Annotated in this window: 14 protein-coding genes; 5 read left to right on the top strand and 9 right to left on the bottom strand. The window is 62.0% G+C overall.

The window, feature by feature from the left end; translation table 11 throughout:
* Nucleotides 1-152: 152 nt before the first annotated feature.
* The 4 genes from F8N80_RS30675 to F8N80_RS30690 all read right to left on the bottom strand — a co-directional run bounded on the left by F8N80_RS30675 (nucleotide 153) and on the right by F8N80_RS30690 (nucleotide 5,860).
* Nucleotides 153-1,718: an amino acid permease gene (locus F8N80_RS30675; protein ID WP_150785321.1), complete on the bottom strand. Its 1,566-nt coding sequence runs from the start codon at nucleotides 1,716-1,718 to the stop codon at nucleotides 153-155.
* A gap of 163 nt (nucleotides 1,719-1,881) precedes the next feature.
* On the bottom strand, nucleotides 1,882-3,042 hold the full coding sequence (locus tag F8N80_RS30680) for an iron-containing alcohol dehydrogenase (RefSeq protein ID WP_150785322.1): 1,161 nt from the start codon (nucleotides 3,040-3,042) through the stop codon (nucleotides 1,882-1,884).
* 31 nt (nucleotides 3,043-3,073) lie between these two features.
* Nucleotides 3,074-4,465, bottom strand: a complete 1,392-nt coding sequence (locus F8N80_RS30685) for an aldehyde dehydrogenase family protein (protein ID WP_150749172.1) — start codon at nucleotides 4,463-4,465, stop codon at nucleotides 3,074-3,076.
* 21 nt (nucleotides 4,466-4,486) lie between these two features.
* On the bottom strand, nucleotides 4,487-5,860 hold the full coding sequence (locus tag F8N80_RS30690) for a glutamine synthetase family protein (RefSeq protein ID WP_150749171.1): 1,374 nt from the start codon (nucleotides 5,858-5,860) through the stop codon (nucleotides 4,487-4,489).
* A gap of 197 nt (nucleotides 5,861-6,057) precedes the next feature.
* Between F8N80_RS30690 and F8N80_RS30695 the strand changes: the two genes are divergently transcribed.
* On the top strand, nucleotides 6,058-6,375 hold the full coding sequence (locus F8N80_RS30695) for a carboxymuconolactone decarboxylase family protein (protein WP_150749170.1): 318 nt from the start codon (nucleotides 6,058-6,060) through the stop codon (nucleotides 6,373-6,375).
* 12 nt (nucleotides 6,376-6,387) lie between these two features.
* Here the strand turns inward: F8N80_RS30695 and F8N80_RS30700 are convergent, their stop codons facing one another.
* Together F8N80_RS30700 and F8N80_RS30705 are read right to left on the bottom strand one after the other, a co-directional pair.
* Nucleotides 6,388-7,071 (bottom strand): glutathione S-transferase family protein, encoded by a 684-nt coding sequence (locus F8N80_RS30700; RefSeq protein ID WP_150785323.1) that lies wholly within the window; start codon nucleotides 7,069-7,071, stop codon nucleotides 6,388-6,390.
* An 81-nt stretch (nucleotides 7,072-7,152) separates the two neighbouring features.
* Entirely contained in the window at nucleotides 7,153-8,583 is a 1,431-nt protein-coding gene (locus F8N80_RS30705) for an MFS transporter (RefSeq protein WP_150785324.1), read from the bottom strand.
* 136 nt (nucleotides 8,584-8,719) lie between these two features.
* Here F8N80_RS30705 and F8N80_RS30710 point away from each other — a divergent pair, with 136 nt between their 5' ends.
* Nucleotides 8,720-9,610, top strand: a complete 891-nt coding sequence (locus F8N80_RS30710) for a LysR family transcriptional regulator (protein WP_150785325.1) — start codon at nucleotides 8,720-8,722, stop codon at nucleotides 9,608-9,610.
* Between the two features lie 113 nt (nucleotides 9,611-9,723).
* Here F8N80_RS30710 and F8N80_RS30715 read toward each other — a convergent pair whose 3' ends face one another.
* Nucleotides 9,724-9,984, bottom strand: a complete 261-nt coding sequence (locus F8N80_RS30715) for a hypothetical protein (protein ID WP_150748975.1) — start codon at nucleotides 9,982-9,984, stop codon at nucleotides 9,724-9,726.
* Between the two features lie 443 nt (nucleotides 9,985-10,427).
* Here F8N80_RS30715 and F8N80_RS30720 point away from each other — a divergent pair, with 443 nt between their 5' ends.
* Complete coding sequence (locus tag F8N80_RS30720) at nucleotides 10,428-11,495, top strand: hypothetical protein (RefSeq protein WP_150785326.1); 1,068 nt, start codon at nucleotides 10,428-10,430, stop codon at nucleotides 11,493-11,495.
* 16 nt (nucleotides 11,496-11,511) lie between these two features.
* A complete protein-coding gene (locus F8N80_RS30725; protein WP_064678178.1) occupies nucleotides 11,512-11,865 on the top strand; it encodes a DUF1428 domain-containing protein in 354 nt (117 codons plus the stop codon).
* Nucleotides 11,866-11,879: 14 nt separating this feature from the next.
* Here the strand turns inward: F8N80_RS30725 and F8N80_RS30730 are convergent, their stop codons facing one another.
* Complete coding sequence (locus tag F8N80_RS30730) at nucleotides 11,880-12,074, bottom strand: hypothetical protein (protein WP_150748973.1); 195 nt, start codon at nucleotides 12,072-12,074, stop codon at nucleotides 11,880-11,882.
* A 60-nt stretch (nucleotides 12,075-12,134) separates the two neighbouring features.
* Between F8N80_RS30730 and thpR the strand changes: the two genes are divergently transcribed.
* Nucleotides 12,135-12,674, top strand: coding sequence for an RNA 2',3'-cyclic phosphodiesterase (gene thpR, locus F8N80_RS30735; protein WP_150785327.1), 540 nt, complete (start codon nucleotides 12,135-12,137; stop codon nucleotides 12,672-12,674).
* A 355-nt stretch (nucleotides 12,675-13,029) separates the two neighbouring features.
* On the opposite strand, the gene F8N80_RS30745 is transcribed toward thpR, so the two are convergent.
* Complete coding sequence (locus F8N80_RS30745; protein WP_150748971.1) at nucleotides 13,030-14,127, bottom strand: polyamine ABC transporter substrate-binding protein; 1,098 nt, start codon at nucleotides 14,125-14,127, stop codon at nucleotides 13,030-13,032.
* Nucleotides 14,128-14,472 lie beyond the last annotated feature (345 nt).

Raw genomic sequence — 14,472 nt, forward strand, 5'->3', positions numbered from 1 at the left:
TACCACGCAAGCACTGGTGATACTGGCTCGCAAACTCGCTCGAATCGTATTCGCCCTACTGAAAGGGCAGAGCGAATACCAACCGAAAGCAGGTTGAGGCTTCCCCTCAACCATAGAATCTCCCACAGTGGATGTGGTCATGCCCTTGAACCTCAGCCCTTGCCCTGTTTGTTCAACGCCGCTTCCGCCGCGGCGATTTGCGCCTGGCGCTTGACGATCATGTCGCCCACCGGCGGACCCTGGAAGCGTCGCGCTTCAAAACCGAACCAGATGATGGCCGTCAGGACCAGGAACCCGATGGTGATGTACAGCGCCCAATCGTTCGGTGGCTGGATGCCGATGATGAAAATGATCACCATCGAGAGGATCGAGAGGATGGCGAAGAATGAGTACCAGAAGCGCCCCATGTTCCACGGCCCCATGGTCGGCCACTTCGAGGTGCCGAAGGTGAACAGGCCAAGGATGATGGGGATGACGAAGGAGAAGAACAGGAAGATCACCGTGCAAGAGACCACTATGGTATAGACCGGCGTTGCACCGATCGAGATCACCGACGAGCCCCAGACGAACAACACCGCCAGCGTAGCCCCGGTCCAGATCGCTGCCACCGGGCTGCGATAGGTTGGCGAGACCGTGGCCAGGGCCTTCGAGAACGGCAGGCCACCGTCACGGGAGAAGGCGAAAATCATTCGTGAGACCGAGGTCACGGTGGCCAGCCCGCAGAGAAACTGCGAGATGAAAATCGCCAGGTACAGCGCCGTCTTGACGGTCGGGTTGACTTGAGTGTCCATCGCCCAGAAGAACACATTCCAGCCCTTGGTCGCCGCTTCGTCCATGCTCGGCAGCATCAGGACGAACGAGCTGAGCATCAGCCAGCCAAACAGCAGCGACCAGACCACCGACATGACCATGCCGACCGGCACCGACATCGCTGCATTGCGGGTCTCCTCGGAGGTGTGCGCGGAGGCGTCATAGCCGGTGATGGTGTAGATCGGCAAGAGCAGGCCGAGCATGAAAATCCAGCCGTTGGAGACCTGTGGCCAGACGCTGCCGCCGGCCTCGCCGGAATAGTTGCCAAAGGTCACCAGCCGGACGAATTCATAGCTGGGGGCCGCGATCAGGCACACGATGGTCAACGCGATCGCCGTCGCGAAGATCAGATAGCCCGAGAAGTCGGTAAGCTTTGCGGTCAGGCCAATGCCGAAATGGTTACACAGGGCCTGGATGCCGGTCAGGATCGCCAGGAAAATAACCCGGGTCGTGGTGGTGTCTTCCATGCCCAGGGTCGGTCCGAAAGCCCCGAAAAAGAAGTAATAAGTACCGACGTTGATCGCACCGAGCACCGTCACCAGCCCCAGCAGGTTGAACCAGGCCGTCAGCCAGCCGGTGAAGCGGTTACCGAGAATCGAACCCCAGTGATACAGACCGCCAGCGGTGGGGTAGGCCGAAGAAATCTGCGCCATGGCCATGGCAAAGACCCCGGAAATCAGGCAACCGATCGGCCAGCCGATGCCGATTGACGCGCCGCCTGCGCCCGAGGTGCCCTGGGCCAGCGAGTTGATGCCCCCCGAGAGGATGCAGATGATCGAAAAGGAAATGGCAAAGTTGGAGAAAACCCCCATTCGTCGCGAGAGTTGCTGGGCATAGCCCATGCTGTGCAGCACCTTGACGTCATCGTCTTGCGGCGCGCTGGTGCCGGGCTGGCTTGCTGGGTTCATTTGGTGTGCCCCTTCAGGTTCTGGAACAGGCCGAACTTCGCCGCCGTAGGCTGCAGCCATGGTTTTTTTGTAGGAGCGAGCTTGCTCGCGAAAGACTCAAGGACAACGCGTATATTCAGAAAGCACGCGTTATCGTTAACGTCCATCGCGAGCAAGCTTGCTCCTACAGACGGCCGTGATACGCCGCGTCGAAAATCTCTGCCGCACCGGCCCGGGTCAATGGCAGCGGATTGCCGCCGGCAGAGGGGTCGACGATCGCCATGTCCGCGATCAGGTCGGCTTGTCGATCGTCCACGCCCAGCTCGAACAACGTGTGTGGCACGCCGATGTCCTTGCGCAGCTTGAGGACGAAGGCGAGGAAGCTGTCGAAGCCCGGGGAGGGAAGGCGCAGCCAGGCCGCCAGGCGCGTGATGCGTTCTTCGATGGCCGGGCGATTGAACTTCAGGACATAGGGCATCAAGGTGGCGTTGGTCATGCCGTGATGGGTGTCGTACAGCGCGCCCACCGGATGGGCGAGGGCATGCATCCCGCCCAGGCCTTTCTGGAAGGCGGTGGCACCCATCGCCGCAGCTGCGAGCATCTGCCCGCGCGCCTCGAGGTCGGAGGGCATGTGCACGGCCCGCACCAGGGCGTTGGCCACCAGGCGCATGCCTTCCACGGCAATGCCCTCGGCCATGGGGTGAAAACCGGGGGCGCAATACGCCTCCAGGCAGTGCGAAAACGCATCCATGCCGGTGCCGGCGGTGACCTTGGCCGGCATGCCGACGCTCAGGGCCGGGTCGCTGATGACCACTCGCGGCATCATTTTCGGGTGAAAGATGATGCGTTTGGTGTGGGTGCGCTCGTCGATGATCACCGCCGCACGGCCCACTTCCGAGCCGGTACCCGCCGTCGTCGGCACTGCGATCACTGGAGCGATGCGGTCTTGGTCGGCCCGGGTCCAGTAGTCGCCGATGTCTTCGAAATCCCAGACCGGTCGCGTCTGGCCGCTCATGAAGGCGATGAGCTTGCCCATGTCCAGGCCGCTGCCACCGCCGAAGGCGACCACCCCATCGTGCTGGCCGGCGCGCCAGGCGTCGAGCCCGCCCGCCAGGTTGGCCTCCACCGGATTGGGCTTGAGGTCGCAAAACAGCGCCACACCAAGACCGGCGGCGCGCAGGGCGTCCAGCGCGGCGGTGGTGATCGGGGCGCGCGCCAGGCCACTGTCGGTGACCAGCAGCGGTCGTTCGATACCCTGGCTGCGGCAGGTCTCGGCCAGTTCGGCGATGCGCCCGGCACCGAAGCGGATGCTGGTGGGGTAGTTCCAGTTCGCGGTCAGACTCATGGCTCGGCTCTCATGTCTCAACCCTCAGGACTCAAGTCTCGTGGCGAAAATGGAAGGATTTCGCGCGGGTAAGATGTTCATAGCCCAGGCGCGACAGCGTGGCACCGCGCCCGCTGTGCTTGACCCCGGTCCAGGCCAGGGCCGGGTCGAGGTAATCGCAGCGGTTCATGAACACCGTGCCGGTGTCGATCTGGTTGCCCAGGTGTTCGGCGGCGGCGAGGTGTTGGGTCCAGATGGACGCGCTGAGCCCGAACTCACTGTCGTTCATCAAGGCGATGGCTTCATCGTCGCTGGCCACCGACATGATGCCGACCACCGGCCCGAAGCTTTCCTCACGCATCACCGACATCCGGTGGCTGACATCGACCAGTACTTGCGGCGCGAGGTAGGCAGTGCCCGGCGCGTAGGCGGGAAAGGCCCTCGGATCGATTAGCGCCCGGGCGCCCTGTGCCAGGGCTTCGGCGACCTGACCGCGGACGAAATCAGCGGCGCCAGACGACACCATCGGGCCGAGCGTGGTGGCTTCGTCCAGCGGATTGCCCAACACGTACTGGCGAGTCAAGGTAACGAATCGCTCGACAAAGGCCGGGTAGAGTTGTTCATCGACATAGATGCGCTCGACCGCGCAGCAGCTCTGACCGGAGTTGAAGAAACTGCCGTCCACCAGGTTTTCCACCGCGTGCTCAAGGTTGGCGTCGGACCGGACATAGGCCGGGTCCTTGCCACCGAGCTCCAGGCCCACCCCGACGAACTCTTCGATGGCAGCGTGTTCCATGCACTTGCCACCTTCCACTGAACCTGTGAAGTTCACCTGCTGCACGCGTCCAGAGGCAATGATCGCCCCGGTATAAACATGACTGAGCAGCAGGTTCTGGAACAGTCCGTCGGGCAGATGGGCGCGGCGGAACGCCTCGGCAAACCGTTCGCCGACCAGCAGCGTTTGTGAAGCGTGTTTGAGGATGACGCTGTTGCCGGCCATCAGCGCTGGAATGATCGTATTCACGGCCGTCAGATAGGGGTAATTCCAAGGGGCGACGACCAATACCGTACCCAGCGGCTCGCGTTTGATAAAACGCCGAAAGCCCGCGATGGGCGTGGGCTCGAGCGCTGCCAACGCTTCCGGAGCAATGGCGATCATATGCCGGGCACGGTCTTCGAACCCGCGCAGTTCGCCTGCGCCAAAGCGCACCGGGCGGCCCATCTGCCAGGCCAGTTCCGGCACGATTTCAGCCTTCATGGCCAACATGGCGTCCACTGCGGCGCTGCAGAAGGCGGCGCGCTCGCTCAGGGGCCGGCGTTTCCATAACGCCTGGGCCGCTTCGGCAGCGGCCAAAGCCTGGTCGATCTGCCCGGCATCGGCGCAGCGGCGTTCGGCATAAACCCGGCCATCGACCGGCGAGATGAGTTGAATCGTTGAGGTCATGATCTTCTCGATAAAAGCTGCTCAATAGCGCTCGAAACCGCGCTGCAGTTCCCAGTCGGTAATCCGCCGGTCGTACTCCTTCTGCTCCCATTCGGCGGTGTGCACGTAGTGGTCGATCACTTCATCGCCGAACGCCTCGCGCAACATGCTCGACGCCTGGAGCGCGGCACAGGCCTCGCGCAGAGTCTTGGACACTTCAGGCAGGTGCTCGTCGACGTAGGCATCGCCTTCAAAAGGCGGCACGAGCTCGAGCTTCTCGTCGATACCGGCCAGACCCGCCGCAATCAAGGCGGCGAACGCCAGGTACGGGTTGAGGTCGGCGCCGCCGATGCGACATTCGATGCGGATGGCTTTGCTGCTTTCTGCACACAAACGAAAGCCGGCGGTGCGATTGTCCCGGCTCCAGACCGCCCGCGTCGGGGCAAAAGTGCCGGCCTGGAAACGCTTGTAGGAGTTGATGTAGGGCGCGAGGAAGCAGGTGATGTCGTTGGCGTACTTGAGCTGCCCTGCGACCCAGGCGCGCATCAGCTTCGACATGCCGAACTCTGCCTTGGCGTCGAAGAACAGCGACTTCTTGCCATTTTTGTCCCACAGCGAATTATGGATGTGGCTGCTGGAACCGGCGGCGTCATAACGCCACTTGGCCATGAAGGTGATCGCCTTGCCCTGCAGCTGCGCGATCTCTTTGCAGGCGTGCTTGATGATGACGTGGTGGTCGGCCATGGTCAGGGCATCGGCGTAACGAATGTTGATCTCTTCCTGGCCCGGCCCCCATTCACCCTTGGAGTTTTCCACGGGAATGCCCGAGGCCTGCAGATGTTTGCGAATCGCCCGCAGCACCGGTTCCTCGCGGGTGGTCTGCAGGATGTTGTAATCCTCGATGTAATGGCCGGCGGTCTTGGGCTGGTGGTAATTGCGGTTGTGGATGGCCTCGTAGCTCTCGTCGAACAGATAGAACTCCAGTTCCGAGGCGAACATGCCGGTATAACCGCGCTCGCGCAGGCGCTCGACCTGCTTTTTCAGGATGGCCCGCGGGCTGTGCGGCAAGTCTTGTCTATGGTGATGATCGAGCACGTCGCACAACACCAGGGCCGTGCACTCGAGCCACGGCACCCGGCGCAACGTGGCCATGTCCGGCTTGAGCACGAAGTCGCCATAGCCTTTACTCCAGCTGGCGGCGGCATAACCCGGCACCGGCTCCATGTCGATGTCATCGGCCAGCAGGTAATTGCAGCAGTGGGTTTCTTCATGGCCGCTGTCGATGAAAAACTCGACCTGGAAGCGCTTGCCGACCAGTCGGCCCTGCATATCGACCATGCACACCAGCACGGTATCGATTTCGCCGGCAGCAGCGGCACGTTTGAGTTGGTCGAAACTGAGGAGCGGTTCGGTCATCGCGTCAGTCCTGCGTGGAGGGGTTGGACCTTTCTGAAATAGCTGTTGCAGACGCTCTCCAGAAAAAACCAAAACCTGCAGACACGAGCATCGTGGGCAATGAGCTGTTCTTAGCTTAGCTTACTGTTGGAATGCGCAAGTTTCGCCAATCGAAGCCGGACCAATAGGGCCGGGCACAGGCTCGCGAGGAGACAGAGATGGGTAAGAAAAGAGAGCACAACACCTACCGACAGCTGAAAAAGCAGTACCCGGATTACCTGGCCGCCGTGCAGGCGCTGGGCACGGCGGTGCGACATGCCGGCCCACTGGACGATCAAGTGGTCCAGCTGATCCAGCTCGGTGCCGCGGCAGCCATTCGCTCCGAGGGCGCTGTGCACAGTCATGCCAGGCGGGCACTGGAAGCGGGCGCCACGCCAGAGCAGATCCGACATGCACTGATCGCACTGACGAGCACCATCGGTTTCCCTACCGTGGTGGCGGCCATCAGCTGGGCAGAGGATGTGCTCGAGCGATGAACGGGCAGCCATTTACCTGGCTGGATCCGGCCCCTGGCGGAACCGCTGCGCAATGGCCTCGGCAAACGGATAAAGCGCAAAGTACGGCCGGGCTTCGTCGATGACCCGCTGGAATGATGGTCGTTGAGTCAGCCGGTCGAAATAGGCGTTCAAGTGGCTGCAGTTGTCGGGAAACGGCTGCAGCGTGCTGGCATAAAACAGTGCCGGGGCCGCGGCGCAATCGGCCAGGCTAAAGTCCGCGCTGGCGACCCAGGTTCGGGACGCCAGCTGGCGCTCGAGCATGCCGTACGCCGTCGTCAGCAGGGCGCGTTCTCTGGTCAGATCACCGTTGGCGCCGAGCAGGCGATCGCTGACAATCTGTTGCATCGGGTGCTGGACGTAGTTGTCGAAAAAGCGGTCCCACAGCCGCACCTCCAGCGCGGTCTCCCAATCGCCTGGCAGCAGCGGGTGTTGACCTGGATACAGTCGATCCAGGTATTCGATGATGACCGTGGCTTCCGGCACGCTGCGCTGTCGAGCGTGATCGCGGATCACCGGAAACTTGCCGATCGGCCACAGCGCTTGAAGCTCTGCCCGGTCGGCAGTGTCCGCCAGATCGATGATTCGGCGTTCGAAGTCGATGCCCAGTTCATAGAGTGCAATCAGCACCTTGTGGCAATACGACGACAGCGGGTGGTAGTAAAGCGTCAGTGACATCATCCAACTCCTCGGCGCACGCGGCCCCCTGTTCCGAATTTCAACAAGCATAGCGAAGCACCGGACAGCCCTTGCCTTGGGTTACGAGCGGTCATGCCGCATCGCCAGGGCGCGGCTGCCCAAGGCGATGGCCAGTGCAATGGCGATCAGACTCAGCGCGACAGCGAAGGTGATCCGCATGCCGCTGGCAACCGCCTCGGGGTGCGCGCTGCTGATCCCGGCCGTCGCCGAGGCCAGCGCAAACACCGCGCCCAAGGCGCCGGCCCCGGTGATGAGCCCCAGATTGCGCGACAGGTTGAGCAGGCCGGAGATGACGCCCCGCTGCTCCGGCGCCACATCGGCCATGACCACGGTGTTGTTGGCGGTCTGGAACAGCGCATAGCCGAGGATGACGACCACCATGGGCGCGAGATAGCCGCCGATGCCGAGCGTATGGGGTAACACCGATAGCGCCAGGCAGCCGGCCACCATGGCGATCAGCCCGGCGAGGGTCATGCGTTGGGCGCCAAAACGGTCGGCGACGCGACCTGCGGGCACGCCCGTCAGCGCCACCACAAACGGCCCGGCCGACAACACCAGCCCGACCTCAACAGCATCAAGCCCGAGTGCCTGCGTGAGATAGAAGGGCCCGACCACCAGCGTCGCCATCATCACCGTCGCCACGAGTGTGCTCATGGCGAGGCTGGCGCTCAGCAGCGGGTCGCGCAACAGCGCCAACCGAATCAAGGGTGAGTTGACTCGGGACTGGACGAAGACGAACAGGGCGACGCCAACACCCGCCGCCAACAGCAAAGCCAGGTTGAGGTGATCGAAGCTGCCGCGTCCGAGCGTCAGGGCCAGGGCGTATGCCCCAAGCGTCAGCGCCAGCAGTAGGGTGCCCAGCGAGTCGAAGCGCGCGTGCTCGGATCTGGCTTTCTGGCGATCAGCTGGCAAGTAGCGATGGGCGAGCCACCCCGTCAGCAAACCCAGCGGCACAGTGATCAGGAAGAGCGCCTGCCAGCCGAAACCGGCGATCAGTATGCCGCCGAGCGATGGTCCCATCGCGGTGCCAATCGCCGACATCGTTCCCAACAAACCCATGGCGCTGCCGGTTTTGTCCTTCGTCACCGTCTCCCCGACGAAGGCCATGGTCAGCGCCATCATGATTGCCGCGCCGAGGCCCTGCAGCCCCCGGGCGCCAATCAGCAACCACAGCGTCGGCGCCAGGGCGCACAGGGCCGAGGCCAGGGTGAACAGGCCGATGCCGCTCAGCAGCAGGCGCCGACGACCGATGATGTCGCCGAGCCGACCGACGCTGACGATCAGGGTGGTGATCGCCAGCAGATAAGCGAGGACGACCCATTGCACCTGCTGGAACGAGGCGTCGAATACGGCGGCCAGGGTCGGAAGGCCGACATTGGCGATGCTGGTGCCGAGCGAGGACAGCAACATTGAAAGCGCCAGGCTGGCCAATGCCCACCGAACGCAAGCAATGGGTTGCGTGGAGTCTGCCATGGCAATGGTTGGCTTCATCTTGCCCCTCTTTTATGTAGTCACTCCCGAAGTGGAGCTGTCGCAAATGTACGCCCGGGCCTAACATGGCGGAAGGTGCAGCATTTGCATTGAGTACGTGCAACAAACGCCATCTCACCATGCTAAGGGGCGACAGATGTCCATTCCCGATCTCAATCTGTTGGTCACCCTTGATGTGCTGCTCGCCGAAGGCAGCGTTGCGCGCGCCGCCAAACGCTTGCGGCTGAGCCCGTCGGCGATGAGTCGGGCGCTGGCGCGCTTGCGCGAAACCACCGGCGATCCGCTGCTGGTCAGGGCCGGACGGGGCCTGGTGCCGACGCCTCGGGCGCTGGAGCTGCGCGAGCGGGTCAGTCAGCTGGTGCAGGACGCAGCAGCGGTCCTGCGGCCGGCCGAGCAGCCGGACCTCACGCAACTCGACCGCACCTTCACCCTGCGCAGCAGTGAAGGGTTCGTCGAGAATTTCGGCGCGGCGCTCATCGCGCGCATTACCAGGCAAGCGCCCGGGGTGCGGCTGCGCTTCATGCACAAACCCGACAAGGACAGCACTTCATTGCGCGACGGCACGGTCGATCTGGAGACGGGCGTAGTGGGCAAGTCTGCCAGTCCCGAGCTGCGGACACAGGGGTTGTTTCGCGACCGCTTGATTGGCGTTGTACGCAGGGGGCATCCACTGGCTCAGGGCGAGATCACGCCCGCCCGGTATGCGGCGGGCAGCCACATCAGCGTGTCCCGGCGGGGGCTCGAAGGAGGGCCGATCGATGACGCCCTGAAGCCGCTTGACCTGCAGCGGCAGATAGCGACCATAGTCGCCGGTTTCTCGACCGCACTGGCGCTGGCCCGGGCCACCGACATGATAGCCAGTGTTCCTGAGCGGCACACCGCCAGCCTTCGAGAAGGGATGCACAGCTTTGCTTTGCCCTTTGCCGTGCCGACGTTCACCGTGGCAATGCTGTGGCACCCGCGGCTGGAGGCCGATCCCGCCCACCGGTGGTTACGCAGTTGTGTTCATGAGGTCTGTGCACAGTAGGCAGCAGCAAGTTGATAGGCTGTACGTATGTTCATCAGTGTTAAATCCACGTAACGCCGTTGAGTAGGGTTAGTCATAACACCAAACGATTCCGCCTGAGCGCCCATCCGCTCTCAAAAAGTGAATGAACGGGACGAATGCCGGGCCAGCCCGGCGTCCAGCAGATGCTCGACGAGTACGTCGTTCAAGAAGCGGAACTGATCGTTGAGCCCGACCACTTCGTTGCTGAAGTGGTGGGTGGCGGCCGGCATCAGCAACGCTTCGAAGTCCTGGTCGAACACCAGCGAGCGTTCTTTGCGCGAGACGGCTTGCTGGGCGTAGTAGTTGTTGCCGAAGACCGCAAAGCTCACGGCCAGGGTGATGGAGTGGATCATGACGTGCGCTCCTCGGACAGGACGTACCAGGAAAAAATGCTCAGGGTGACGGCGGTCAGGGCCAGGCAGGTCAGGAGATGGATGATCATGATGTGCCCCTCCGATGCGGGGTTTGGTGTTGGGGTTGAGATTGATCCTACGCTGACGGTGGTTGAGCGGAAGGCATTCGGGGCGATGGTGGATATCGATGTCAGTGATGGTCGGTTTTTTCGGTGTTGCTGAGGGCCTCTTCGCGGGCAAGCCCGCTCCCACAGGGGGCTGCGTCGTGCACAAAACGGTGTTCCACCACCGAACCCTGTGGGAGCGGGCTTGCCCGCGAAGAGGCCCTGAGCCTCACCACCAACATCCAGACGAATGGCCAACCACCGCCACCTATACTCAAATCAGAAGGCTTCCAACCCCCGAATATTCTGTTCAGGGGACGTCTGTAGGACACCGCGATCTTGAACCTGCGTTCGCTGATCGTCGCCGTGCTGGTGGTGTTGGCGGGGTGCGTCACGCCTGCGCGTGCCCCGGTGACAGCCCCGCCGGTAGTGATTTCCCAGAGCACCTGGCAGCAGGTGGACCGGGAGATCGTCGCGGCGTCGCAATCGGCCACCGAACAGGCGAAAATCTACTCGCGCGGTGCCATGGATTACTGGCGGACCCGGGTCTATCAATTGACAGAAGAGAACTTCATCCCCTGGTTCAGCAGTTACTGGACCCAGGAATGGATATCGATGAAGGTCAGTTGGTACAGCCTCAGCGCCCAGGGCGAGCAAGATGCCTCTGCCAAGCGCCTGGCCGCCTATCTGCTGGAGCAATACCAGCAGCGAGTGCTCGCGCCGGTCGCGGTGGAAATCGATCCCGACCAGATTCTCAGTCTGGCTATGGCGTTCTACGTGGACATACTCCAGGAAGAACTGCAGCGCATCTCCCAGCGTCACGGGGTGCCGATGGCCCAGCTCAATGGCCGTATCCAGAAGATCCCGGCCATCGCCCTGGGGCCGCCCCCGGCACGGAACGCCTCGCTTTACCAGGTGGTGCATATCCAGCCGCTGAATACCTTGCCGGCATATGCGGCGCTGATCGACAAGATCCACAAGGCGGGCGGCGACAAGGGGGTGGAAAATACCGACACCGCCATGGCACCGGTGGCCAAGCGTGCCAGCAAACGGATCGAAGCCGAAATGGCCCCGCGCGGGGCGGCCAGTGCCGTGGCCGCGGCGGCGGGGAAACTGGCCGGGGCCTTGATTTCCGTGGGGGTGGCGGGCATCCGGGCGATCATTCAGGCCAATGACCGGCCCGACAGCGAAGCGCTGATTCGCAGCAGTCTGGGCAACACCTTCGACAAGGCCTGGACGAAGCTGGTGCAGAATCCGACCTCCGGTGTGATGGCGGGGACGCTGTACATGGCGGCGCAGATCGAAGGCAACCTGGCGGGGAGCGCCGAAATACCGTCGGTCAGCTCGGGCAGCGGATCGGTCGATTGGACCGCGCCCCAATCGACTAACCAGCAGATCGCCCCATGACCCAAGGAGAACCGCCATGTCCTACGTAGATGGCTTTGTAATCGCCGTACCCACCGCCAACCGCGAGCAATTCAAGAAACACGCCGAGTCCGCCGCCGCCGTTTTCATCGAGAACGGGGCGCTCAGCCTTGCCGAATGCTGGGGCGACGATGTGCCTGATGGCAAGGTGACGTCGTTTCCCATGGCGGTGAAGCTCAAGGACGACGAAACCGTGGTGTTTTCCTGGATCGTCTGGCCCGACAAGGCCACCCGGGACAAGGGCATGGAAAAACTCATGGCCGATCCGCGGCTCCAGCCCGACGTCAATCCGATGCCGTTCGATGGCCAGCGCATGATCTTCGGCGGTTTCGACATGCTCGTTAAGGCTTGAAACCCACGACAGGATCACTCCGGTGTCGGGGTGATCCTGCAACTCTTGCGTTGACGAATCTCGCTGTCCGACGGCCGCTCCTTGACGAACTCGAAGCGCGGCTCTCCTTCGTTGTAATGGACCAGCCAGCCCCATTCCAGCTCGGACTCATCCTGACCGGGTTTCGGCGGCACGGCCCACCATGGCTCTTTGCTGATGATTTCTCGCATGGCCCCCTCCAGTTGAAGCGTTTGCATGAACTATAACTTGGATGTCAGGAGGTGCCACGTATGAGCGACGAATCCCACGAGCCGTTGAAACGACTGTTTTTTGCCCTGGACTGCGCGCCGGCCCAGCGCAAGGCGATTGCCCAATGGCGCAGTGATCTTCAACTCAGGAGCGGACGCCCGGTGCCGGCGGAAAATTTCCACCTGACGCTGTTGTTTCTGGGCGCGGTCGGTGTGGCGCAGATCGCCGAAATCTGTACGGCCGTCGCGAAAGTCCGAAAACCGGGCGTGCCTTTGCGGGTTATGCTGGATCGTCTGGATGTCTGGCGCAGGGCAGGGGTGCTGGTGCTGGCGCCTGAGCAGGCACCGCCGGAGTTGTTGCGCCTGGTGTATGCGCTGGAGCAGGCGATGTTGCCGTTCCGGATGGAAGATGCGCCGAAGGAGTTTCGCCCCCACCTGACCTTGATGCGCGACTATCGAATGCCGGTGCCTGAGTCTGTGACGCCACCCGAGTTCTTTTTACGCGCCGAACACTTCACGTTGTTCGAATCCCATAAAGGGCGTTATCGGGCGCTGGCGCAATGGCCACTGGTTGCGTTGTAGCCAAAAAAGAGGCGCCCGAGGGCGCCAAACTTCACCTTGACCGAGGGAGCCAGGTGAGGCCGTTCGTCAGAGAGGAGGGCAGCGGTGGTAAGGCGCTGCGTGAACGGAAAACGTTGGAAAACACAAATTTTTCATGTCTGGCCCACCCCTGTAGGAGCGAGCGGGCGGCGATCCGACTTGCCCGCGAAAGCGGTGTGCCAGTCGCCATCAATCTTGAATTTGATGGCCCCTTCGCGGGCAAGCCCGCTCCCACAGGGGTCTATGGTGGAACACGGATTTGTGAACGACCCAGCCCCTCTGGGAGCCGGGCTTGCCCGCGATGGCAATGTCAAATACAACAGAGATGCCAGGGGAATTACTGACCGAGCTTCACCCGCGTCCACCCCCGGGTCATCACCCGCTGCACGCCAATCGGCATATCCGGAATCGCATACAAGGTCGCCATCACCGCCTGCGAAGGATACGACCCGGGATCATTCCGAATCGCCTCATCCACCAAGGGCGTCGCCGCCGCGTTGGCATTGCTGTAGCCGATGTTGTTGGTGATCTCGGCAATGATGTCCGGGCGCATCAGGAAGTTCATGAACAGGTAGGCGTTGTCCACGTTCGCCGCGTCCCGGGGAATGGCGACCATGTCATAGAAACTGCCGGCACCTTCCTTCGGAATGCTGTAGTCGACCTTCACCTTGTCGCCGGCTTCCTGGGCGCGAGCCTTGGCTTGCAGCACGTCGCCTGAGTAACCGACGGCCACACAGATGTTGCCGTTGGCCAGGTCCGAGATGTACTTCGACGAATGGAAGTACGCCACCGATGGCCGAATCTTCATGAACAGTGCTTCGGCTTCGGCGATCTGCGCCTTGTCCCGGGAATTGACCGGGTAGCCCAGGTAGTGCAGGGCGGCCGGGAGCATCTCGGTCGGCGAATCAAGGAAGCTGATGCCGCAGGCCTTCAGTTTTTCCGCATTTTGCGGTTTGAACAGCAAATCCCAGGAGTTGGTTGGCGCATTGGCACCCAGCACTTCCTTGACCTTGTCCGGGTTGAAGCCAATGCCGATCGAGCCCCACATGTACGGGAAGGCATGACCGTTATCCGGATCGCTGGCGGAAGCGTTTTTCAACAGGACCGGGTTGAGGTTTTTCCAGTTCGGCAGCTTCGACTTGTCCAGTTCCTGATATACCCCGGCCTTGATCTGCTTGGCCAGGAAACTGTTGGACGGCACGACGATGTCGTAGCCGGATTTGCCGGCCAGCAGCCGTGCTTCAAGGGTTTCGTTACTGTCGAACACATCGTAGGTCACGCTGATACCGGTCTCGTCTTCGAACTTCTTGACGGTGTCCGGCGCGATGTAGTCCGACCAGTTGTAGACGCGCAGTACCTTGTCATTGGCCTGGGCGCCGGTAGCCATCGCGCCCAATAAGGACAGGGTCAGCAGAGTCCTGCCAAACATTTTCATCGGTACTACTCCATATCTTTTTTATTCAAAATCACACAGCAAAAATGCGGTGAACACAAAACCTGTGGCAGTGAACCCAAACCTGTGGCGGTGACCACAAGACCTGTGGTGAGGGGGCTTGCCCCAATGTCAGTCAGGTAAGACGCGGAACCTGTGGGAGCGGGCTTGCTCGCGAATGCGGTCGATCAGTCGCCATTAATGTTGAATTTAATGGCCCCTTCGCGAGCAAGCCCGCTTGTATGCTAGGACTTGAAGGGAGGAGAAGGGACAAAGCCCGATTCTGACTGTTGACGCAGTACAGATCCGTGGGAGATTTCGCCCCTCCTCCTTTCACCCAAGCGCCGA

Source organism: Pseudomonas fluorescens (assembly GCF_902497995.1).
GTDB classification, from domain to species: Bacteria; Pseudomonadota; Gammaproteobacteria; order Pseudomonadales; family Pseudomonadaceae; genus Aquipseudomonas; species Aquipseudomonas fluorescens_BK.